This window comes from Agromyces sp. GQ35 (assembly GCF_059758475.1).
Window position 1 is genome coordinate 105,151 of the sequence record NZ_JCAXEO010000001.1, and the last position, 20,997, is coordinate 126,147.

18 protein-coding genes and 1 riboswitch are annotated in these 20,997 nt (G+C 70.6%); of the genes, 8 read left to right on the forward strand and 10 right to left on the reverse strand.

What is annotated here, in order from left to right; translation table 11 throughout:
- Positions 1-48: 48 nt before the first annotated feature.
- On the reverse strand, positions 49-1,761 hold the full coding sequence (locus AC6CH0_RS00525) for a cytochrome c biogenesis protein CcdA (RefSeq protein ID WP_498097547.1): 1,713 nt from the start codon (positions 1,759-1,761) through the stop codon (positions 49-51).
- A 189-nt stretch (positions 1,762-1,950) separates the two neighbouring features.
- Here AC6CH0_RS00525 and AC6CH0_RS00530 point away from each other — a divergent pair, with 189 nt between their 5' ends.
- Positions 1,951-2,616, forward strand: coding sequence for a fasciclin domain-containing protein (locus AC6CH0_RS00530; RefSeq protein WP_498097549.1), 666 nt, complete (start codon positions 1,951-1,953; stop codon positions 2,614-2,616).
- A gap of 310 nt (positions 2,617-2,926) precedes the next feature.
- Positions 2,927-4,105: a MarP family serine protease gene (locus AC6CH0_RS00535; protein WP_498097551.1), complete on the forward strand. Its 1,179-nt coding sequence runs from the start codon at positions 2,927-2,929 to the stop codon at positions 4,103-4,105.
- 27 nt (positions 4,106-4,132) lie between these two features.
- Here AC6CH0_RS00535 and AC6CH0_RS00540 read toward each other — a convergent pair whose 3' ends face one another.
- Both AC6CH0_RS00540 and AC6CH0_RS00545 read right to left on the reverse strand, forming a co-directional pair.
- Positions 4,133-5,065, reverse strand: coding sequence for an aldose 1-epimerase family protein (locus AC6CH0_RS00540; RefSeq protein WP_498097553.1), 933 nt, complete (start codon positions 5,063-5,065; stop codon positions 4,133-4,135).
- Positions 5,062-5,910, reverse strand: a complete 849-nt coding sequence (locus AC6CH0_RS00545) for a DeoR/GlpR family DNA-binding transcription regulator (protein ID WP_498097555.1) — start codon at positions 5,908-5,910, stop codon at positions 5,062-5,064. The genes AC6CH0_RS00540 and AC6CH0_RS00545 overlap by 4 nt, the downstream gene beginning before the upstream one ends.
- A gap of 140 nt (positions 5,911-6,050) precedes the next feature.
- Between AC6CH0_RS00545 and galT the strand changes: the two genes are divergently transcribed.
- On the forward strand, positions 6,051-7,157 hold the full coding sequence (gene galT, locus AC6CH0_RS00550; RefSeq protein ID WP_498100970.1) for a galactose-1-phosphate uridylyltransferase: 1,107 nt from the start codon (positions 6,051-6,053) through the stop codon (positions 7,155-7,157).
- Positions 7,154-8,350: a galactokinase gene (gene galK / locus AC6CH0_RS00555; protein ID WP_498097557.1), complete on the forward strand. Its 1,197-nt coding sequence runs from the start codon at positions 7,154-7,156 to the stop codon at positions 8,348-8,350. The genes galT and galK overlap by 4 nt, the downstream gene beginning before the upstream one ends.
- Before the next feature lie 11 nt (positions 8,351-8,361).
- On the opposite strand, the gene AC6CH0_RS00560 is transcribed toward galK, so the two are convergent.
- Positions 8,362-8,853, reverse strand: coding sequence for a YbaK/EbsC family protein (locus AC6CH0_RS00560; protein WP_498097559.1), 492 nt, complete (start codon positions 8,851-8,853; stop codon positions 8,362-8,364).
- Between the two features lie 61 nt (positions 8,854-8,914).
- Between AC6CH0_RS00560 and AC6CH0_RS00565 the strand changes: the two genes are divergently transcribed.
- Both AC6CH0_RS00565 and AC6CH0_RS00570 read left to right on the forward strand, forming a co-directional pair.
- Complete coding sequence (locus AC6CH0_RS00565) at positions 8,915-10,240, forward strand: APC family permease (RefSeq protein ID WP_498097561.1); 1,326 nt, start codon at positions 8,915-8,917, stop codon at positions 10,238-10,240.
- A gap of 9 nt (positions 10,241-10,249) precedes the next feature.
- The gene (locus tag AC6CH0_RS00570; RefSeq protein ID WP_498097563.1) at positions 10,250-10,786 is read left to right on the forward strand and encodes a gamma carbonic anhydrase family protein; all 537 of its coding nucleotides are present in this window, start codon (positions 10,250-10,252) and stop codon (positions 10,784-10,786) included.
- Between the two features lie 55 nt (positions 10,787-10,841).
- Here the strand turns inward: AC6CH0_RS00570 and AC6CH0_RS00575 are convergent, their stop codons facing one another.
- From AC6CH0_RS00575 to glyA, 5 genes are all read right to left on the reverse strand, one after another.
- On the reverse strand, positions 10,842-12,209 hold the full coding sequence (locus tag AC6CH0_RS00575) for a DUF6716 putative glycosyltransferase (RefSeq protein ID WP_498097565.1): 1,368 nt from the start codon (positions 12,207-12,209) through the stop codon (positions 10,842-10,844).
- Complete coding sequence (locus AC6CH0_RS00580) at positions 12,206-13,084, reverse strand: N-acetylneuraminate synthase family protein (RefSeq protein ID WP_498097567.1); 879 nt, start codon at positions 13,082-13,084, stop codon at positions 12,206-12,208. The genes AC6CH0_RS00575 and AC6CH0_RS00580 overlap by 4 nt, the downstream gene beginning before the upstream one ends.
- A complete protein-coding gene (locus tag AC6CH0_RS00585) occupies positions 13,081-14,427 on the reverse strand; it encodes a cytidylyltransferase domain-containing protein (protein ID WP_498097569.1) in 1,347 nt (448 codons plus the stop codon). Before AC6CH0_RS00585 ends, AC6CH0_RS00580 begins: the two co-directional genes overlap by 4 nt.
- A gap of 71 nt (positions 14,428-14,498) precedes the next feature.
- A complete protein-coding gene (locus tag AC6CH0_RS00590) occupies positions 14,499-15,383 on the reverse strand; it encodes a bifunctional methylenetetrahydrofolate dehydrogenase/methenyltetrahydrofolate cyclohydrolase (RefSeq protein WP_498097571.1) in 885 nt (294 codons plus the stop codon).
- A 10-nt stretch (positions 15,384-15,393) separates the two neighbouring features.
- Positions 15,394-16,683, reverse strand: a complete 1,290-nt coding sequence (glyA, locus tag AC6CH0_RS00595; RefSeq protein WP_498097573.1) for a serine hydroxymethyltransferase — start codon at positions 16,681-16,683, stop codon at positions 15,394-15,396.
- A 53-nt stretch (positions 16,684-16,736) separates the two neighbouring features.
- Positions 16,737-16,817: riboswitch (ZMP/ZTP riboswitch) on the reverse strand.
- A 105-nt stretch (positions 16,818-16,922) separates the two neighbouring features.
- Between glyA and AC6CH0_RS00600 the strand changes: the two genes are divergently transcribed.
- Positions 16,923-18,653 (forward strand): beta-N-acetylhexosaminidase, encoded by a 1,731-nt coding sequence (locus AC6CH0_RS00600; RefSeq protein ID WP_498097575.1) that lies wholly within the window; start codon positions 16,923-16,925, stop codon positions 18,651-18,653.
- Positions 18,654-18,923: 270 nt separating this feature from the next.
- On the forward strand, positions 18,924-19,754 hold the full coding sequence (locus tag AC6CH0_RS00605; RefSeq protein WP_498097577.1) for a DUF559 domain-containing protein: 831 nt from the start codon (positions 18,924-18,926) through the stop codon (positions 19,752-19,754).
- A 333-nt stretch (positions 19,755-20,087) separates the two neighbouring features.
- Here the strand turns inward: AC6CH0_RS00605 and AC6CH0_RS00610 are convergent, their stop codons facing one another.
- A complete protein-coding gene (locus tag AC6CH0_RS00610) occupies positions 20,088-20,996 on the reverse strand; it encodes a carbohydrate ABC transporter permease (RefSeq protein ID WP_498097579.1) in 909 nt (302 codons plus the stop codon).
- Position 20,997 lies beyond the last annotated feature (1 nt).

Genomic DNA, 20,997 nt, shown 5'->3' on the forward strand with positions numbered 1-20,997 from the left:
CCGTCGCTCGGACCATGGCTGTTGGGGAGTGCAACGCGTTGGCATGGCTCATCCGAAGGTGAAGGAGTAGGCATCGACACCGGCCGAGACGGTGACGGTGAGGGTTCCGGATGTCGCGGCATCCGATTTCACGAGCTCGTACGATCTCGGCACGCCGCCGACCTCGATCTCGCGGGAGTTCTCGCCGTCGTCGACGGTGATCGCGCCCGTGCCGCCGAGCACGAGCCGCACCTCGCTCGCGGTGTAGCTGAGACGCACGCGTGCATCGTCGACCGCCGGCGAGATCGACTGGGTCTCGAGTGCCCACTCGCCGTCGAGGGCGAACGCGTCGCCGGCGAGCTTCGCCGGGAACGCGAAGGTCGTCGTCGCCCGTCGATACGGCTCCTCGCCGCCGAAGTTGACCTGCTTCGTCGTGCCGAGGAACGACTCGGGGGTGGTGGAACCGGCTTCGGGGGTGTCGTCGAGCTGCTCGGTGACGGGCGGCAGCTCCACGCCCGGGTCGGCATCGGCCAGCAGTTCTCGAATGAGCTGCTCGGTCTCGGCGTAGTTGCCCTCGCCGAAGGAGATGTGGCGAACCGTGCCCTCGGCGTCGATCAGGTAGTGCGCGGGCCAGTAGCGGTTGCGATAGTTGGTCCACGTCGAGAGGGTGTTGTCGAGCCCCACGGGGTAGTCGATGCCGAAGGCGGCGATACCCGCTTCGACGTTCCGCGGCTCCTTCTCGAAGGCGTACTCGGGCGAGTGGATGCCGACGACCGCGAGCCCGATGTCGCGGTACGCCTCGTCCCACGCGACGACGTGCGGCACCGAGCGCTGGCAGTTGATGCACGAGTAGGCCCAGAAGTCGATGAGCACGACCTCGCCGCGCAGTTCGGCGAGATCGACCGCGGCACCGCCATCGGTGTTGAACCACTGCTGGATGCCCCTGATTGACGGTGCCGTTCCGCACGATTCCAACTCGGCAGCGCCGTTCGTGCACCGGTCGAGCTCTGCGTTCTCCTCGTTCACGAGGCCGCCCAGATCGAGCGCTCGGGTGACTTCCTCGGAGTCGGCGAGCTCCTGCTGGAACGCGCTCGTGTAGTCGGGCACGAGCCGCTGCAGCAACTGCGGCAGGTTGAACACGAGGCCCACGGCAAGCGCGATCATGACGACCCCGCCCGTGATGCGGATGGCCTTCTGGTGCTTGCGGAAGGTCGTGACCCGCTCGGCGACGCGTCGGCCCGCGAGCGCGAAGACCAGGAGCGGCAGTGCAGCACCGACCGCGAAGGAGACGGTCAGCACGACGGTCTCGACACCGATGCGCCCGGTCGACCCGGCGACCGTGATCGCCGCGAGCACGGGGCCGGCGCACGGCACGTAGACGGCGCCGAGCGCGAGACCGAGCGGAAAGCCGCCCTGCTCGGTACCGACGTTCTTCCTCGGGATCCACGAGAACGGCTTCTCGAGCAGCTCCTCGAAGCGCGGCACGATGAGACCGACGCCGATCAGCACGAGCACGATGATGCCCGCCCAGCGCAGCACGTCCTGCGGCAGCCCGAGCAGGGCGAGGAGCAGCGAGCCCACGAGCGTGAAGACGCTGAAGCTGACCACGAGCCCAGCGATGACGAGGTACGGACGCCATCTCCCGGCCTGAGGGGCATCCGTCGTGCCCCTCGCGCTCTGCGCACCGCCCGAGAGGAAGATGACGGGCAGCACGGGCAGGATGCACGGCGAGATGCCGGTGATGAGGCCTCCGAGGAGACCGATGAGGGCCAGGGTGATCACGGATTCCTGCTTTCTCGGGTCGCCGAGTGGTTCGCAGCGGAGCGCCGATCCGATTGGTCGGGTCGGGCGTCGCGGTGGCGACACGCACCCGTCGACCGGATTCGAACCCGTTCCAATCCGATCGGCGCAGCGCGCCGAACCCCTCGCATCGGCCCAACCCGGGTCGGAGATCCTCGAAGGAGTCGACCGATGCGTTCCACTTCCCGCAGCACCCGCACCGCACTCGCGGTGTTCTCGATCACGGCCGTCGCGATGCTCGGCCTCGCCGGCTGCAGCGCCGGCGGTACCGCCGCCGAGAGCGACGAGCCCACGATGTCCGAAGAAGCCATGCCGAGCGAGGAGGCGATGGAGGTCGACCCCGCAGCAGATCTCGTCGGCCCCGGTTGTGCCGCCTACGCCGAAGCCGTGCCCGACGGGCCAGGCTCGGTCGTCGGCATGTCGACCGACCCGGTCGCCGTCGCGGCGTCGAACAACCCACTCCTGACGACGCTCGTCGCGGCCGTCTCGGGTCAGCTGAACCCCGAGGTCGACCTGGTCGACACCCTCAACGGAGACGAGTTCACCGTCTTCGCGCCGGTCGACGAGGCCTTCGCGAAGATCGACCCGGCGACCATCGAAGCGCTGAAGACCGACGCGGCGACGCTGTCGAGCATCCTGACGTACCACGTGGTGCCCGGCCAGCTGTCACCCGACGAGGTCGTCGGCACCCAGACCACGGTGCAAGGCGGCACCGTCGAGGTCAGCGGCTCCGGTGACGCGCTCATGGTCAACGATTCGGCGGTCGTCTGCGGCGGCGTGCACACCGCCAACGCGACGGTGTACCTCATCGACACGGTGCTCATGCCCGCCATGTAGCACCACCTGAGGCGAACGGCCCCGTCGACCCGACGACGGGGCCGTTCGTGTGCGCGCGATCGGAAGGGCGCACACGCGGCACAGCCCGACGACGGGGCCGTTCGTGTGCGCGCGATCGGAAGGGCGCACACGCGGCACAGCCCGACGACGGGGCCCTTCGTGTGCGCGCGATCGGAAGGGCGCACACGCGGCACAGCCCGACGACGGGGCCGTTCGTGTGCGCGTGATCGAACGAGACTGCGGGCCTTCAGCACTCTCCGAGACGGATGCCGCAGGCTGGAGCTCCAGAAGCCGCCCGAGAGGAGACCACGTGCCCTGGAGCATCGTGCTCGACGTATTGCTCGTGATCGTCTTCATCGGCGCCGTCGTCAACGGATCGCGCGCGGGACTGCTGGGTACCGCTGCCGGCCTCGTCGGCCTCATCGCCGCGGGCATCGCCGCCTACTTCGCCATGCCGTGGGTCGCCGGCATCGTGCCGTGGCCCGAATGGCGGGCCCCGGCCGCGATCGCGACGGCCGTCCTCCTGCTCTGCCTCGGCGCCTGGCTCGGGGCCGTGGTCGGCCGTGCATTGCGACACGGCGCCCGTGCCGTCAAGCTCGGCGTGCTCGACCGCATCCTCGGCGGCATCGGCAACCTGCTCGTCACGGCGTTCGTCGTCGCCCTCGTCGGATCCGGCGTCTCAGCGATGGGCGTGCCGGTGGTCTCGCCCGCGCTGGCCGGCTCACGAGTTCTGCAGACGCTCGACGCCGTCACCCCGGCGCCGACCCGCACGCTGCTCGCCGAGATCCGCACCGCCGCCCTCGGCGAAGGCATCCCGTGGCTCGTCGACGTGCTCGACGGGCCGACCGAGAGCCCGGCGCTGCCGACGTTCGACGTCGACGATGCGGAGCTCGCGCGCGCCGCGGCATCCGTCGTTCGCGTCACCGGCAGCGCATTCCAGTGCGGCTCGACCCTCTCCGGCAGCGGCTTCGTCGTGACGCCCGACCGCATCGTGACGAACGCGCACGTGGTCGCCGGCGTCACCGAACCCATCGTCGAGGCACCCGGCCAACCGGCGATCGCCGGCCGGGTCGTCGCCTTCGACGCGGCGAACGACCTGGCGCTCATCGCGGTCGACGGCCTCGCCACGCCGCCGCTCGCACTCGCCGCGGCCGCACCGGGCCAAGAGGTCGCGGTCGCCGGCTACCCCTTCGGCGGGCCGTTCGAGCTGCGCCCCGCGAACGTCATGTCGAGTGGTCCGCTCACGATCCAGGCGGCGGGAACGACGTCGACGCGCGACGTCGTCACCCTCGCCGCCGACGTCGACCACGGCAATTCAGGTGGCCCCGTGCTCACTGGCGACGGAGCCGTGGGCGGAGTGATCTTCGCGAAGTCCGAGTCGGTCGACAACGTCGGTTTCGCGATCCCGACGTCGACGCTCGCGCCGTTCGTGAGCGACGCCGCGATCCTCGATGACACCGTCGATTCGGGGACCTGCGTCGTCGGCTGAGTCAGTCGCGCCGTCAGGCTGTTCGGCCTATTCGGCGGAGAAGCCCGCGAAGCGGATGCCCCACGACAGCTGCCACTCCTCGCCGGGATCGAGCCAGCGCAGTCCGCGGCCCGAGTTGAATGCCTCCGCCGGTGCCGTCATGGGTTCGACGGCGATCGCGACGTCGCCGTCTTCGCCCGGGAATTCGCGCGAGGTGTACACCTGCACGTAGTCGAACTCGTCGTCGGCCCAGATCGACACGCTTCGGCCGTCGGGCGCGGTGAGGGTGTGCAGCACCTGACCGTCTTCGCTCGCAAGCTCGCCGAACGCGTCGTCGAGCGACACGTCGCCGACCCTGCGGCCCTCGCGGAAGTCCCACTCGGTGCCCTCGACCGGCACCTCGCCGGTGGGCAGCAGACGCTCATCGACCTCGATGTGGCTCGACGCGTCGAGACGCAGCGTGAGGTCGGCCGTGGGCACGCCGCCGATCTTCAGGTACGGGTGGGTGCCGATCGCCACGGGAGCCGGTTCGGCGCCGAGGTTCTCGACGAAGTGCGTGACGCGCAGCCCGTCGGCGACGAGCTCGTAGTGCACGGCGGTGCCGAGCAGGAACGGGTAGCCGAGCTGCGGGTACACGGTCGCCGAGAGCGTCACCGAGTCGCGTTCGCGGGAGATCGGCTTGTACTCGGTGTAGCGCAGCAGCCCGTGGATCGCGTTCGCGCGGGCCGGCTCGGTGATCGCGAGCTGGTGCTCGACCCCGTCGTGGGTCCAGCGGCCATCGCGGATGCGGTTCGGCCACGGCACGAGCACGACGCCGGCGCCCATGGGCGGAGACTGGTCTTCGGCGTACGGCGGCACGAGATCGATGCCGTTGATGCTGAGTGTGCGGATGCCGGCGGCGACGGCGGTGATCGTCGCACTGATGTCGCCGCTCGACGTCGACGTCTCGAGGACGAACTGTTCGCCCGTGGGAAGAGTCATGGATCCACTCTAGAGTCTCGCGCGGAGTGCACCGCGAGTCCGGCATCGACGAGCTCGGCCACGATCGGCGGCGGCGCTGCGGCATCCGTGACGAGCGCGTCGAAGGCGTCGATCGGTGCGATGCGCCCGAGGTGCGCCTCGCCGAGCTTCGTCGCGTCGGCCACGACGATCGAGCGTGCAGCGGCCCGGAGCATGAGTGCCTTCACCTCGGCCTCCGGCAGGTTCGCGTTCGTGACGCCGTGCAGCGGGTCGACACCGTTGCAGCCGATGAACGCGAGGTCGACGTGCACCTCGTCGAGCATCGAGCCCGCGAGCGGATGCACGAGCGAGTGCTGCTTCGGCCGCAGCGTGCCGCCCGTGACGACGACGGTGAAGCGCGGGATCTCCGCCTCGAGCTCGAGCGCGATCGAGAGGCCGTTGGTGAAGATCACCACGTCGTCGAGATCGGTTCGTGCTCGCAGGGCGCGGGCCACCTGCAGCGTCGTGGTGCCGACGTCGAGGATGACGCTCTGCCCGCTCTTCACGAGCGAGGCCGCGAGTTCGCCGATGCGCCGCTTCGGCTCGACGGATGCCTCGAGCGCCTCCTCGAAGCTCGGTTCGCGATCGGGGCGCTCGGCGGAGAGCGGCGAGGAGACCGGCACGGCGCCGCCGTGCACCCGCCGGATGACGCCCTGTCGTTCGAGCGCGTCGAGGTCGGCGCGCGCCGTCACGGTGGTGACGCCGAATGCCCGGCTCAGTTCGGCGACGCGCACGAACCCGCGTTCGGCGACGAGCGCGAGCGCGAGCTCGCGACGACGGGGTGCGTCGAGCTGCGCGGTCGTGCTGTTCGCAGAGGTGGCACTCATACCCGAATCATGCGGCCTGAGCGGCGACTTTGCAATACGAAACCAGCTTGTTTGCAAAACGAAAGACGCGTAGGGTGTGGCGCGTGAACGACACGAACGACATCGCCGGCACGACATCCGGCGCCCATGTCGACCCCCGCATCACCGTCACCCCGACGCGGCTCGCCGACGGGCGCGAGCTCATCTACTTCGACGACGCCGATTCGACGCTGCCGGCCGAGCGGGCCGTCGATGCCCGCGTGCTCGACCCGCGACCGGCGAACGCGCAGATGCGCCAGGACCCGCTCACCGGCGAGTGGGTCTCGATCGCGGCCGCCCGGCAGAACCGCGTGTTCCTGCCGCCGGCGAACCTCGATCCGCTCGCCCCGCAGCGACCGGGCAACCCCTCGGAGATCCCCAGCAACTACGACGTCGCGGTCTTCGAGAACCGTTCCCCGTCGTTCGGCCCCGAGTTGGCAGCAGCGGATGCCGCCGGCGCCGGCGCCCTCGCAGAGCTGCGTCGCGTCGGCCTCGAGCGCACGCATCCGTCCTTCGGCCGTTGCGAGGTCGTCTGCTTCAGCCCCGAGCACGAGGGTTCGTTCGGCACGCAGTCGGTCTCGCGTGCGCGTACCGTGATCGAGGCCTGGGCCCAGCGCACCGCTGCGCTCTCGGCATTGCCCGGTGTGCAGCAGGTCTTCCCGTTCGAGAACCGTGGCCAGGAGATCGGCGTGACCCTCGGTCACCCGCACGGCCAGATCTACTCCTACCCCTACGTCACCCCCCGCACCGAGCGCCTGCTCGCCTCGATCGACTCCTACGGGCCGACCCTCTTCGCCGATCTGCTCGAGCGAGAGCGCAACGGGCCCCGAATGCTCTTCAGCGGTGAGCACTGGACCGCGTTCGTGCCGTTCGCGGCGCGCTGGCCGATCGAAGTGCACCTGCTGCCGCACCGGCACGTGCCCGACCTCGCCGAGACCACGCTCGAGGAGCGCGACGAGCTCGCCGCGCTCTACCTGCGCCTGCTGCGCGGCATCGACCGGCTGTACGACACCCCGACGCCCTACATCGCCGCCTGGCACCAGGCACCGGCGCACGAGCGACGGGGCGACGTGCGGCTCATGCTGCAGCTGACGAGCCCGCGACGGGCCGCCGATAAGCTCAAGTACCTCGCGGGTTCCGAGGCGGCGATGGGAGCTTGGATCGGAGACGTCACCCCCGAGTCGCAGGCAGAGGCGCTGCGCGCCGCGATCGGAACGGACGAGGCATGAGCGAGACGCCAGACACCTCCGCGGCCTCGACCGCGTCGACCGTGACGACGACCGCGGCGCACGGATTCGCCGAGTGGTACGGCCGTCGTCCCGCCGGCGTCTGGTCGGCGCCCGGGCGGGTCAACCTGATCGGCGAGCACACCGACTACAACGACGGCTTCGTCTTCCCGTTCGCGATCGACCGGCGCACCGCCGTCGCGCTCGGCGACCGCGACGACCGGGTCATCCGCGTCGCCTCGGGCTTCGCCCCCGAAGCCGTCACGATCCACCTCGACGATCTCTCCCCCGACGCAGTGAGCGGCTGGTCCGCCTACCCCCTCGGCGTCGCCTGGGCGCTCGGAGAGTTCGGTGCCGACCTCGAGCACGTGCGCGGAGTCGACCTCTACATCGCCTCCGAGGTGCCGGTCGGCGCCGGGCTCTCGTCGTCGGCCGCGATCGAGAGCGCGGTCGCGCTCGCGCTCGACGAGCACTGGGGACTCGGGCTCGACCGCCCCACCCTCGCGAAGGTCGGCCAGCTCGCTGAGAACCGGGTCGTCGGGGCACCGACCGGCATCATGGACCAGGCGGCGTCGCTGCTCGGCGAGGCCGACTCCGGCGTCTTCCTCGATTGCCGGAGCCTCGATGCCGACGTGATCCCCCTCGGGTTCCGTGCCGACGGGCTGACGCTGCTCGTGGTCGACACGCGGGTCGAGCACGCGCACGCATCCGGCGGCTACGCGGCGCGCCGCGCCTCGTGCGAGGCGGGCGCTCGAGCGCTCGGTGCCGAGTCGCTGCGTGATGTGCGGCCCGATGACCTCACCCGTGCGGCCGAACTGCTCGACGACGAGACGTTCCGCAGGGTGCGCCACGTCGTCACCGAGAACGAACGGGTGCTCGACACCGTGCGCACCCTGCGCGAGCAGGGACCGGGCGCGATCGGGCCGTTCCTCGATGCCTCGCACGTGTCGATGCGCGACGACTTCGAGATCTCGGTGCCCGAGCTCGACCTCGTCGTGGCGACCGCGCAGGCCAACGGGGCCATCGGCGCGCGCATGACCGGCGGTGGCTTCGGCGGTTCGGCGATCGCGCTCCTGGTCGATGCGCTCGTGCCGGTCGTCACGCGCGAGGTGCTGGCGGCGTTCGCCGAGCACGGCTACCGCGAGCCGGTCGTGTTCGCGGTACGGGCCGACCAGGGCGCGCGGCGCGACAGCTGAGCGCTGCGGCGTCAGGCGACCGCCGAGGCCGGCTCGACCGCGCTCGGCGTGCCGCCGGTGATGCGCACGAGCTCGTCGAACGAGGTCGGGAACACGGTCTTCGCGTGCCCGGCAGCAGCCCACACGACGGCGTAGTCGGCGAGCTGCACATCGACGATCGTGCGCACGCGCGCCGGATGCCCCACCGGTGCGACACCCCCGATCACCTGACCGGTCGCCGCTTTCACCGTCTCTTTCGAGGCACGCCGGATGTCGCCCCCGAGCTGTCGGCCGAGCCACTCGGTGTCGACCCGGTGCGATCCCGACGTCAGGACGAGGAGGGGCTCGTCGTCGATCAGGAAGACGAGTGAGTTCGCGATCTGCGCCGGCTCGACGCCGAGCGCCTCGGCGGCGAGCTGCGCGGTGGTGACGGCGCCGTCGAACCAGACGATCTCGGGCGCCAGGCCTTGCTCTGCGAGGGCGGCGACGACTCGATCGACGGTGGGGTGAGCGGGCTGCGACATGCGTCGATCGTACGACGCCGGGCCACTCCGACGCGTCACCGGCATGGCGTAGGGTGCGATCGTGGATCAGCCCTCCCTCGCCCGGCGCCTCGGGCTCCGCGATGCCGTCGCCATCGGACTCGCGGCCATGATCGGGGCCGGCGTCTTCGCTGCCTTCGCCCCGGCGGCGCAGGCGGCGGGGGCGGGCCTCATGATCGGCCTTGCGGTCGCGGCCTTCGTCGCCTTCGCCAACGCGAGCTCGACGGCGCAGCTCGCCGCCCGATATCCCGAGTCCGGAGGCGCGTACCGCTACGGACGCGAGCGGCTCGGCGAGTGGCCGGGATTCCTCGCGGGATGGAGCTTCGTCATCGGCAAGACCGCGAGCTGCGCGGCGATGGCGATGACCTTCGCCGCGTACCTCGCGCCGGTCGAGTGGCAGCGCGCGCTCGCGGTGCTCGCCGTGATCGCCCTCGCCGCCGTCAACCTCCGCGGCATCACCCGCACCGCCAGGGCGGCGACCTTCATCGTCGTCGGCGTGCTGCTCGTGCTCGGGCTCGTCATCGCGGCCGGCGCCACCGCCGCCCTCGACCGCGCCCCGAGCGAGGGAGGCAGCGGCGGCGTCGGCCTCGATGCGCTCTTCGGCCCGCGCCTGCTCGATCAGGGCTGGCTCGACCACGGCTGGCTCGGCATCCTGCAGTCCGCGGGACTCCTGTTCTTCGCCTTCGCCGGATACGCCCGCATCGCGACGCTCGGCGAGGAGGTGCGCGAGCCGGCGCGCACGATCCCGCGGGCGATCGGCATCGCACTCGGCATCGCGGTGCTCGTGTACGCCGCCGTCGGCGCCGCGACACTCGGCGCCCTCGGATCCGACGGGCTCGCGGCATCCGTCGCCCCGCTCGTCGACGTGGTGGGTGCGGCAGGGTGGCAGTGGGCAGAGCCGGTCGTGCGCATCGGCGCAGCCGTGGCCGCGCTCGGATCGCTGCTCGCCCTCATCGCCGGCATCGGCCGCACCTCCCTGGCGATGGCGAGAGACGGCGAACTGCCTCGTGCGCTGGCAACGGTGCATCCCCGCTTCCAGGTGCCCCACATCGCCGAGATCGCCGTGGCCCTCGTCATCATCGTGCTCGTGATCACGAGCGACCTTCGGGGCGCGATCGGATTCTCGTCGTTCGGGGTGCTGCTCTACTACTTCGTCGCGAACATCGCGGCGATCACGCAGCCGCGGCGAGAACGTCGCGTGCCGCGCGCCCTCTCGATCGCCGGCGCGATCGGATGCCTCGTGCTCGTCGCGACGCTTCCACTCGTCTCGATCGTGGCCGGCGCGGGGGTGCTCGCCGTCGGCGCCGTGATTCGCATCATCGCGCGCTGGGTCCGCTCGCGCCGCGAGGTGCGCGACGGGCGCGCGTAGGCTGTCGGCATGCCTGCAGATCCTTCGGCCCGCATCCTCACCATCGCCGGGGTTCGGGCCCCGATGCTCGACGAGACGGCGTTCGTCGCAGCCGGTGCCGTGATCGTCGGCGACGTGCGCCTCAGCCCGGGTTCGAGTGTTTGGTACAACGCCGTGCTGCGCGCCGAGGCCGAGCCGATCATCATCGGCGAGAACGCGAACCTGCAAGACACCGTCGTCGGTCACGTCGACGCGGGTTACCCCTTGATCATCGGCCGGGGCGTCTCCGTCGGGCACGGCGCCGTGCTGCACGGCTGCACCGTCGAAGACGACTGCCTCATCGGCATGAGCGCCACGGTGCTGAACGGAGCGGTCATCGGCGCCGGCTCACTCGTCGCCGCCGGTGCCGTGGTGCTCGAGGGCACGGTCGTGCCGCCGGGTTCGCTCGTCGCCGGAGTACCGGCGAAGGTGCGACGGGAGCTCAGCGACGTCGAGCGAGCCGGCATCCAGCGCAACGCGGCCGCCTACCTCCGCCACGTCGAGGAGCATTCGGCACCGGTGGACTGATCGTCGAGCCGGCAGCCTGCGCGATGCAGCCCAGCAGGGCCGGCAGCCCGGTGACTCACGCCTCGAGCGGCGCCTGCCGCATGCCGAGCACGCGCTTGCGCACCGCGCGAGCGCGCCGCACGAGCCAGCGAGCCGGAATCGCGACGAGCATCGACACGGCCCCGGCGGCCGAGCGGTCGTGCTCGCCGAGCATTCGCTTGCGTTCGAACGCGCGCCGCAACGCGCCCCCCGTGAGGTTGTGTGCGCGCTCGCGCGGCGTCAACGCCGAAGCAGCCCGCCGCTCGAGCAGTGCAGCGAGCTGCTCGGCCCAGTCGTCGTGCTCACGCCCGTGGAAGTAGTTGTCGGCGAGCCACTCGGCCTGCGGCGAACGAGTCTGCCAGCCGCCCAGCGCTTCGGCACCACCGAACAGCCCACTGCCCTCGAACACCGTGTTGATGAGCTTCGGTGCAACACCGAACTCGTCGACGAGCAGCGCCGGCAGGCCGGACGCCATCGCCTCGAGCACCGCCGTCGAGCTCACCGTCACGAGCCCGGCGGCGCTCGCGAGGTGCGCCGCCATCGGTCCGTCCTCGACGACGAGGTTGGGCGGCAGCGACCCGCCGAGTGCGCGACGCACGTCTGGATCGGCGAGCAGCTCGGCGTAGTCGAACGTCTCCGCATGGGTCTGCGCCTCGCCGCGGCGAGCCCGGACCTTGACCACGACGCGCCGGTCGGGCCTGCGCCGCGCGGCATCGGCGAGCCAGCCGAGCAGCCGCACCCGATCCTCGCGCTCGGTGGGCACCTTCGCCTGCGCCGCGAAGACGAGATCGCCGCGTGACCGGGCGGTTGCGACATCCGTCGCGGGGGCGTCGGGCAGGAACGGCAACGTCGCGAGCCCGAACTCGACGGCCACGCCCAGGCGCTCCGCGTTCACTCGGAACTCGCGCACCTCGCGGTGGCTGTGCAGCACGATGAGGTCGACCTGTTCACGGTAGATGACGGCCTTCGGCTCTGCGGGAATCGTGAGGCCCGGAAAGCCGCTCACGAGCACCGGCCGATCGGGCAGGCCGGCGACGATGGGTGCGACGACCCGCACGAGCGGGCCGCGCAACGCGAGCAGCACCACGTCGGGGCGCGTGCCGGCGAGCAGCTCCGGCAGTTCGTCGAGCGAGATCGTCGCCACCGTGTCGGACACGAAGGAGGTTCCCGCGAGCGCGGCACGCAACTGACGTTCGCTCGGCCGAACGGGAGTCTGCAGCACGACGAGTTCGGCCCGCGACCCGTCGGGGAGCCGCGACGCGAACGCCGCCCCCCACTTCACGTAGGAGTCCGAGTCGGCGATCACGAGCATGCGAGTGGCGACCGTGGCCGCTGCCGCGGGCGCCGCCGCCTCGGTGTCGAGCCCCTGCCTCTGTCCCTGCCCGAATCGAGGTCTGTCGTTCACAGCGCAGGAACTCGGCGGAGCTTCGCGCGCGGTGCTTCCTCGCCGGGGAAGACACGCTTCACGCCGTCGCCCATCGCCTCGCCGATCACCCGGATGTCGCGCACGAGGTGCTCGAACCCGGTCGGCTCCAGAGAGGCGGCCTGGTCGGACCCCCACATCGCCCGGTCGAGGGTGATGTGGCGCTCGACCGCGACCGCGCCGAGGGTGACCGCGGCGAGCGAGATCTGCAGGCCGCGCTCGTGACCCGAATAGCCGATCGGGATCCCCCGGTAGCGGCTGCGGAGCGTCTCGATCGTGCGCAGGTTCGCCTCTTCGGGCGGCATCGGGTAGCTCGAGGTCGCGTGCATGATGACCAGCCGCTCGGTGCCGAGGGTCTCGACGGCGCGGTCGATCTCGTCGAGCGTCGACATGCCCGTCGAGAGGATGACCGGCTTGCCGGTCTGCGCGACGGCCTCGAGCAGCGCGAGGTCGGTGACCGATGCCGAAGCGACCTTGTGCGCCACGACATCGAGCCCCTCGAGGAACTCGACCGACGGCACGTCCCACGGCGAGGCGAACCAATCGATGCCGGCGCGCAGTGCGTACGACGCGATCTCGAGGTATTCGGCCTCGCCGAACTCGACACGACGCCGGTAGTCGAGATAGCTCATGGTGCCCCACGGCGTCTCGCGCTGCACGTCGCGCATGTGCTCGGGCGTGGCGATCTCGGGAGTGCGCTTCTGGAACTTCACGGCCTGGGCGCCCGACTCGACGGCCACGTCGATCAGCCGCTTGGCGATCTCGACATCCCCGTTGTGGTTCAGGCCGATCTCGCCGATGACGTAGACGGGGTACTCGGCGCCGACCATCGATCGGCCGATACGAACTGACGTCATGCGTGCACTCCTGGGGTGTCGAAGGTGGTCTCGGTGAGGGTCTGGAGCGGCTCGCCGGCAGCATCCGCTCGCGCAGCGAGCACGAGGTCGGCGAGCTCTCGCACTGCGCCATGGCCGCCGTGCTGGCCGAGTACGTGCCGGGCGGCATCGAGCACGGCCGGTGCCGCGTCGGCGACGGCGATCGGCCAACCGACCTCTGCGAGAGCGGGCAGGTCGCCGTGGTCGTTCCCGAGGTACGCGATGCGATCGAGACGGATGCCACGGTGCGCCGCCCACTCGCGAAGCACCGAGCCCTTCTCGGCGATGCCCTGCGCGCACTCGACGCCGAGCTTCTCGGCGCGCCGCCCGACGACGGGATTCTCTTCGGCCGAGAGGATGAGCACGGGGATGCCGGCAGCCCTGAGACGGGCGATGCCGTGGCCGTCGCTGCGACTCACCCGTACCGATTCCCGCCCGAGCTGGTCGACCATGACGGTGTCGTCGGTGTGCACCCCATCGAAGTCGGTGACGACCGCGTCGACGTCGATCACCGGCGGCGCCGGATGCCGCGGAGCGAAGACGATCGTCCGCGCAAGCGCGTTCGCGCGCACCAGGTCGGCGGCGTCGTCGATCTCGATGGCGTGATCGGCGCTGACCTGTTGCATGCCGACCCGACCGAAGAAGCGGTGGCCGTGCTCGACGAACCCGTCGGTGCGCATCACGTAGAACGCCCCGGTCTCGACGTACTCGGGCTCGCGGTCCTGCCGGCGCGGGCGGTGCGCGGCGTCGTGGTTGACGCCGACGGCGCCCTCCCCGAGCTGTTCTCGCCACAGGAAGACGTGGGTCGGGGTCGCCGAGAACACCACGTCGCGCTCGCCGCCGGCGACGGTCTCGATCGCCGCATCGAGGTCGGCCGGATCGATGAAGGGCGAAGTCGCCTGGATGAAGACCGTGACCGTGCCGGAGCGGCCCTCGGTGACGGTGCCGGCGGCTTCCGCGGCCGCCCCGAGGACCTCGAGCGCGTGCAGCACCGCCGACTCGCTCGTCGCCGTGCTGGTCGCCAGCTCACCGGGTCGTGCGATGACCTCGGCGCCTGCGCCGCGTGCGGCCTCGGCGATCGTCTCGTCGTCGGTCGTGACGACGACGCGACCGATGTGCACGGCGGCGAGCGCCGCGCGCACCGCACGCTCGATGAGCGGAATGCCGCCCACTCGCGCGACGTTCTTGCCGGGCAGGCCGATCGACCCACCACGGGCGGGGATGATCGCCGTGGCCGGCGCAGTCGCGGCATCCGTTCGCTGGGCGAACCGGCGCTCTGGGGCGACTGGGACGCCGGGCGCTTCGGCGAGGATGACTCGTGCCATGGCGCGAAGCTACGCGCGCAAGGCGACCGCCCGGTGCACACGTGGTGAACACCGGGCGACCGGCAGGCCGACTATCGGTGCAGGCGCTGTTCGGCGGCCTTCACGACGTTCGCGAGCAGCATCGCGCGGGTCATCGGCCCGACGCCGCCGGGGTTCGGCGAGAGATGACCGGCGACGCCGGCCACCGCGGGGTCGACGTCGCCCGTGAGCTTGCCCTTGCCGGTGTCTTCGTCTTGCACCCGCGTGATGCCCACGTCGAGCACCGCGGCGCCGGGCTTGATCCAGTCGGCCTTCACGAGATGCGGCACGCCGACGGCGGCCACGACGATGTCGGCTCGACGCACCTCGGCGGCCAGATCCTGCGTGCGCGAGTGCGTGAGGGTGACCGTCGCGTCGAGTCCCTTGCGGGTGAACAGGAGGCCGAGGGGCCGCCCGACGGTGAGACCGCGGCCGACGACGGTGACGTGCTGTCCGCGGATGGGCACGTCGTAGCGCCGGAGCATCTCGACGATGCCTGCGGGCGTGCACGGCAGGGGCGAGTGCAGCTCGCCCTCGATGCCGAGCACGAGCCGGCCGAGGTTCGTGGGGTGCAGGCCGTCTGCATCTTTGTCGGGGTCGATGAGCTCGAGCATCGCGTTCTCGTCGTGCCCCGCCGGCAGCGGCAGCTGCACGATGTACCCGGTGACCTCGGATGCCGAGTTGAGGTCGCGGACCGCGGCGCGCACGTCGGCCGTCGTGGCCGACGCGGGCAGGTCGACGCGGATCGACTCGATGCCCACCTCGGCGCAGTCCCGGTGCTTGCCCGCGACATAGGAGCGGGAGGCGGGATCGTCGCCCACGAGGAGCGTGCCGAGTCCCGGCACCACCCCGTGCGCCTTCAGCAGTTGGATGCGCGAGGCGAGCTCGGACTTGACGGCCGACGCGGTGGCGACGCCGTCGAGGGTGATCGCGGTCATGGCGCTCGCCCTACTGCTGGAGGCCGGGGTAGAGCGGGAACGCCGCCGTGAGGGCCTCGACGCGGGAACGGAGCGCCGCGACATCCGCTTCGCCCTGGAGCGCCAGCGCGATGATGTCGGCGACCTCGGTGAACTCGGCGTCGCCGAAGCCGCGGGTCGCGAGCGCCGGCGTGCCGATGCGCAGGCCCGAGGTGACCATCGGGGGGCGCGGGTCGAACGGCACGGCGTTGCGGTTCACCGTGATGAGCGCCTCGTGCAGGAGGTCTTCGGCCTGCTGGCCGTCGATCTTCGAGTTGCGGAGGTCGGCGAGCACGAGGTGCACGTCGGTGCCGCCCGTGAGCACGTCGATGCCCGCGGCGCGCGAGTCGTCTGAGGTGAGGCGTGCAGCGAGGATCTGCGCGCCACGGATGGTGCGCTCCTGACGGTTCTTGAACTCCTCGGATGCCGCGATCTTGAACGCCGTGGCCTTCGCCGCGATGACGTGCATGAGCGGGCCGCCCTGCTGGCCGGGGAAGACGTTCGAGTTGAGCTTCTTGGCGAGCTCCATGTCGCGCGCGACGATGAAGCCCGAGCGGGGACCGCCGATCGTCTTGTGCACGGTCGAGGAGACCACGTCGGCGTGCGGCACGGGGCTCGGGTGGAGGCCGGCGGCCACGAGGCCTGCGAAGTGCGCCATGTCGACCCAGAGCTTCGCGCCGACCTCGTCGGCGATCGCGCGGAACGCGGCGAAGTCGAGGTGACGGGGGTACGCGCTCCATCCGGCGATGATGACCTGCGGCTTGTGCTCGAGCGCCTTGTCGCGCACGACGTTCATGTCGACGACGAAGGTCTCGGGGTCGACGCCGTAGCTGACGGCGTTGTAGAGCTTGCCCGAGAAGTTGAGCTTCATGCCGTGCGTGAGGTGACCGCCGTGCGCGAGCTCGAGGCCCAGGATCGTGTCGCCGGGCGTCGCGATCGCGGAGAGCACCGCCGCGTTCGCGGTCGCGCCCGAGTGGGGCTGCACGTTCGCGTACTCGGCACCGAAGAGCGACTTCGCCCGCTCGATCGCGAGCGACTCGGCGACGTCGACGTACTCGCAGCCGCCGTAGTAGCGGCGGCCCGGGTAGCCCTCGGCGTACTTGTTCGTGAGCACGCTGCCCTGGGACTGCAGCACCGAGACGGGAACGAAGTTCTCGCTCGCGATCATCTCGAGGTAGTCGCGCTGGCGACCGAGTTCGAGCTCGAGAACTTCGGCGATCTCGGGGTCGACTTCGGAAAGCGGCGCATTGAAAACGGACTCGGCCAAGACTGGCTCCTTCATACGGACGGACCTGCATAGGGGTGCTGCCTCGCGCGCGCCAGCGCCGAGGTATGCGTACCGGCCCAGGCGTGCGGTCGATCCGTGCCAGTCGCTCCCCGATGGTATCCATCTCAACGCCAGTCGCGACCCTCGAAGCTTAGCAACGGATGGCGCTGGGCGGGCGCCGCTGCGCTCGGCAGACGGGCTGAGGCGTGCCACTATGAGAGGCAGGAATCCTTACTCTCGGCCATCGAGGACGCATGCACCGACGCAGCACGTTCAGCGGCACCCGTTTCCGCGGGGTGCGTCGCTTCGGCGAACGTCGCCTCGGCGTACGCCTCCGCGCCATCCGCGCAGCCGCGCTCGCAACGGCCGTCACCGCGACCATCATCCTCGGAGCCTGCAGCGCCGACCCGCACGAGAACGGAGACGCCGTGACCGGCATCATCCCCGCCCCCGCGACCCTCGAGTTGCGCACCGACGCCGCCCCGTTCCGTCTCACCGACGCGTCACGAATCGTCACGAGCGGCGACGGAGCCGCTGCCGTCGCCGAGACGTTCGCCGGCCGGGCCCGGGCTGCCACGGGGTACCCGCTGCCGGTGGTCGACGGCGACGCCGCGGCATCCGACATCGAACTCGTCATCGCCGGCGCCCGGCAGGCTGGTGGGGAGCACTACACGCTCGAAGCAGGAGTCGACGGCGTGCGGATCGAGGCCGACGGAGCGCCCGGGCTGTTCTGGGGCACGCAGACGCTGCGGCAACTCCTGCCGGCCGCCATCGAGCGATCGGATGCCACGGCACCGCCTTCAGGGGGATGGACCGTGCCCGCGGCATCCGTCGTCGACGCCCCCCGATTCGCGTACCGCGGAGCCATGCTCGACGTCGCCCGACACTTCTTCACCGTCGAGGAGGTGCTCGAGTACATCGACCGCATCGCGCTGCTGAAGCTCAACGTGCTGCACCTGCATCTCACCGACGACCAGGGCTGGCGCATCCAGATCGACGCCTGGCCCGACCTCACCCGCATCGGCGGCGCGAGCTCGGTGGGAGGCGACGGCGGTGGCTTCTACACGAAGGACGACTACCGTCGCATCGTCGCCTTCGCGGCAGAGCGCTTCGTCACGATCGTGCCCGAGATCGACCTGCCGGGCCACACGAACGCGGCGCTCAGCGCCTACCCCGAGTTGAACTGCGACGGCGTCGCCCGCCCGCCGTACGAGGGCGCCGAGGTCGGCTTCTCCTCGCTCTGCGCCTCGCCGGAGCGGGCCGAGGCGACCGACCGCTTCCTCACGGATGTCACACGGGAGCTGGCCGAGATCACCCCCGGGCCGTGGTTGCACCTCGGCGGCGACGAGTCGCTCGCGACGTCGCGCGACGACTACCTCGAGCTCGTGCGCCGCATCACGCTGGCGGGCGCCGCGACCGGCAAGACCGTGATCGGCTGGCACGAGATGGGCGCGTCGACGCAACTGCCGACCGGCACCGTCGGCCAGTACTGGAGCTTCGTGGAGCCCGAAGAAGAGGCCGTCGCCCTGACCAGGTCGTTCGTCGAGCAGGGCGGACGCGTCATCCTCTCCCCCGCCGATGTCGCCTACCTCGACATGAAGTACCCCGATGACCCCGAGGGGCCGCTCGGCGGCCGGCTCGGCCTCGACTGGGCGAAGGGACCCACCACGCTCGAAGAGGCGTACGCCTGGGAACCCACCGACATCGTGCCCGGACTCGACGAAGCCGACATCCTCGGCATCGAAGCGCCCGTCTGGACCGAGACGATCGGCACCATGTCCGAGCTCGAGTTCATGGTGTTCCCGCGCATCGCGTCGATCGCCGAGATCGCGTGGTCACCGGCGGCGTCGGAGTCGGCCGCGGCCTCATCGGGTGCCGCGCGCGACGAGGCCGGCTTCCACGCGCGTCTCGCGTCGCTCGGCACGCACCTCGATGCGCTCGGCGTCGCGTTCCGCCGGGTCGGCGGGGTGCCCTGGATCGAGTGAGGCGCCGCGCACGCTGGCCACCGGGCACGCGCTCACGCACGCAGGCCACCGGGCACACGCTCCGGCGAACGGGCTCACCCAGGCGAACGGGCACGCGCCGCTCAGGCAATAGTCCGCCGCTCGGGATGAACTCCGCGATTCCAGCCTGAGCGGCGGCCTATTGCCTGACTTGCGCTCCACCCGTCCTCCACCGCTGCTCCCATGGCCGCGTTGTCCACGCGGACCCGGCCGCCCATCGGATCCGATGCGCCCGTCCGTCACCCTGCTCGGATGAACATCATCGAATGGGTGACGAGTGGCGGCGGCATCCGTCATGTCGACGATGCCCTGCGCGCCGGATTCACGCGATACGCGATCCGGGCGGCGATCGTGTCCGGCGAGATCCGCCGTGTCCGTCGCTGGCTCGCCACTCGCGAAGCCCCGCCGCTCCTGTCGCGCGCGGCATCCGTCAGCGGGAAGCTCGCCTGCATCACTGCGGCAGCTCATCACGGGCTCTGGACTCTGGACGACGGGCGCGTCCACCTCGCGGTGCCGCACAACGCGTCGCGATTCGATCCGGGGGGTGCGACCGTGCACTGGAACTCAGGCCCGGTCGCACCGCACCGCTACGAACTGGTCGAGTCGGTGGTCAGTGCGCTCGTCCACATCGCAGACTGCCGTCCGCTCGACCATGCGCTCGCGACGTGGGAATCGGCGATCCGAGGCGGTGCCGTCGCACCCGAGATGCTCGGTCGCCTACCGCTCCGGAGCGCAGCCGCCAAGCGTGCTCGAGATGGCGCCGCGCTGCTGTCGGACTCGGGAATCGAGACGATTCCTCGTGTCCGACTGCAGCGCGTGGGCATCGCCGTGCGACAGCAGGCGGTCATCGACGGTCACCCGATCGACGGCCTGATCGGAGATCGTCTCGTCTACCAGGTCGACGGATACGAGTTCCATAGCACCGCTGAGCAGCGCCGACGCGACATCGCCCAAGACCGACGCCTGATGCTCATGGGGTACACGGTGTTCCGCTACGACTACAAACAGATCCTCTTCGAGTGGGACCTGGTGGAGGCGGAAATCCGTCATGCGGTTGCGGTGGGGCTGCATCGTGCGGCGTGAGCGGAGTCGCGGGCCTGCCGGGCTCCCGCCCCGGAGCCGGCGATTCACGACTCAGGCAAAAGGCCGGTACTCAGGCAGTTCGCAGCGATCCGGGCCTGAGCAGCGGCCTAATGCCTGAACGGCGAGGGAGCGGGTGGTGCAGCGAGCGGAGGCCGCGAGCCGCGAGCCCGCCTGGCGCAGCGAGCGGAGGCTGCGAGCCGCGATCGGATGGCGCAGCGAGCGGAGGCCGCGAGCCGCGACCGGATGGCGCAGCGACCGGATGGCGCAGCGACCCGCCGAGCACAGAGCTCCCGGATGCCGCGGGCGACGCCGCGGCATCCGGTCGTGACGGATCTACTTGACGCTGCCCGCCGTGAGACCGCCGACGAGTCGCTTCTCGATGAGCATGAAGAGGATCACCACGGGCACGATCGCCACGATCGAGACGCCGAACACGTACTGCCACGAGGTCTCGTACTGGCCGACGAACTTCGTGAGCGCCACGGAGAGCGGCTGGTTGCCGGCCGTCGAGAGGATCACGAGCGAGGCCGCGAACTCGTTCCAGCAGGCGACGAACGTGAAGACGATCGCCGTGACGATACCGGGCCACACGAGCGGGAGGTTGATCTTGAAGAGCACCGTGAGGCGCCCGGCGCCGTCGATCTGCGCGGCCTCGTCGACCTCCTTCGGGATGCCGGCGAAGAAGCTGTGCATGATCCACACCGCGAACGAGAGGTTGAACGCGGCGTTGATGAAGATCATCGCCGCCCACGTGTCGATGAGGTCGAGCGCCACGAACTGACGGAAGAGTCCGGACGTCAGCACGGCAGGCTGCAGCATCTGCGTGACGATCACGAGGAAGAGGAACACCATGCGGCCTGGGAACTTGAATCGCGCCGTGTAGTACGCCGCCGGCAGCGAGACCAGGAGCACGAGCAGGGTCGCGAAGACCGAGATGACGATCGTCGAGATCAGGTTCTGCACGAGCGGCGTCTCGGGCGTCGACCACATGTTGATGTAGTTCTCCCAGTGCCACTCCGTGGGGAAGTAGGTGGGCTCGACCGAGCGGATCTGCGCCTTCGTCTTCACCGAGCCGAAGAACATGATCGTGTAGGGCAGCACGAAGATGAGCAGCACGACGAGGCCCGCGAGCATGCGCAGCACCATCTTGCCGAGCGGCACCTGGTCTTCGGTGTAGCGGCGCTTGCGGGCGGATGCCGCGGGCGGGGCGATCGTCTCGAACGCGGGTGCGGTGACGGCCACG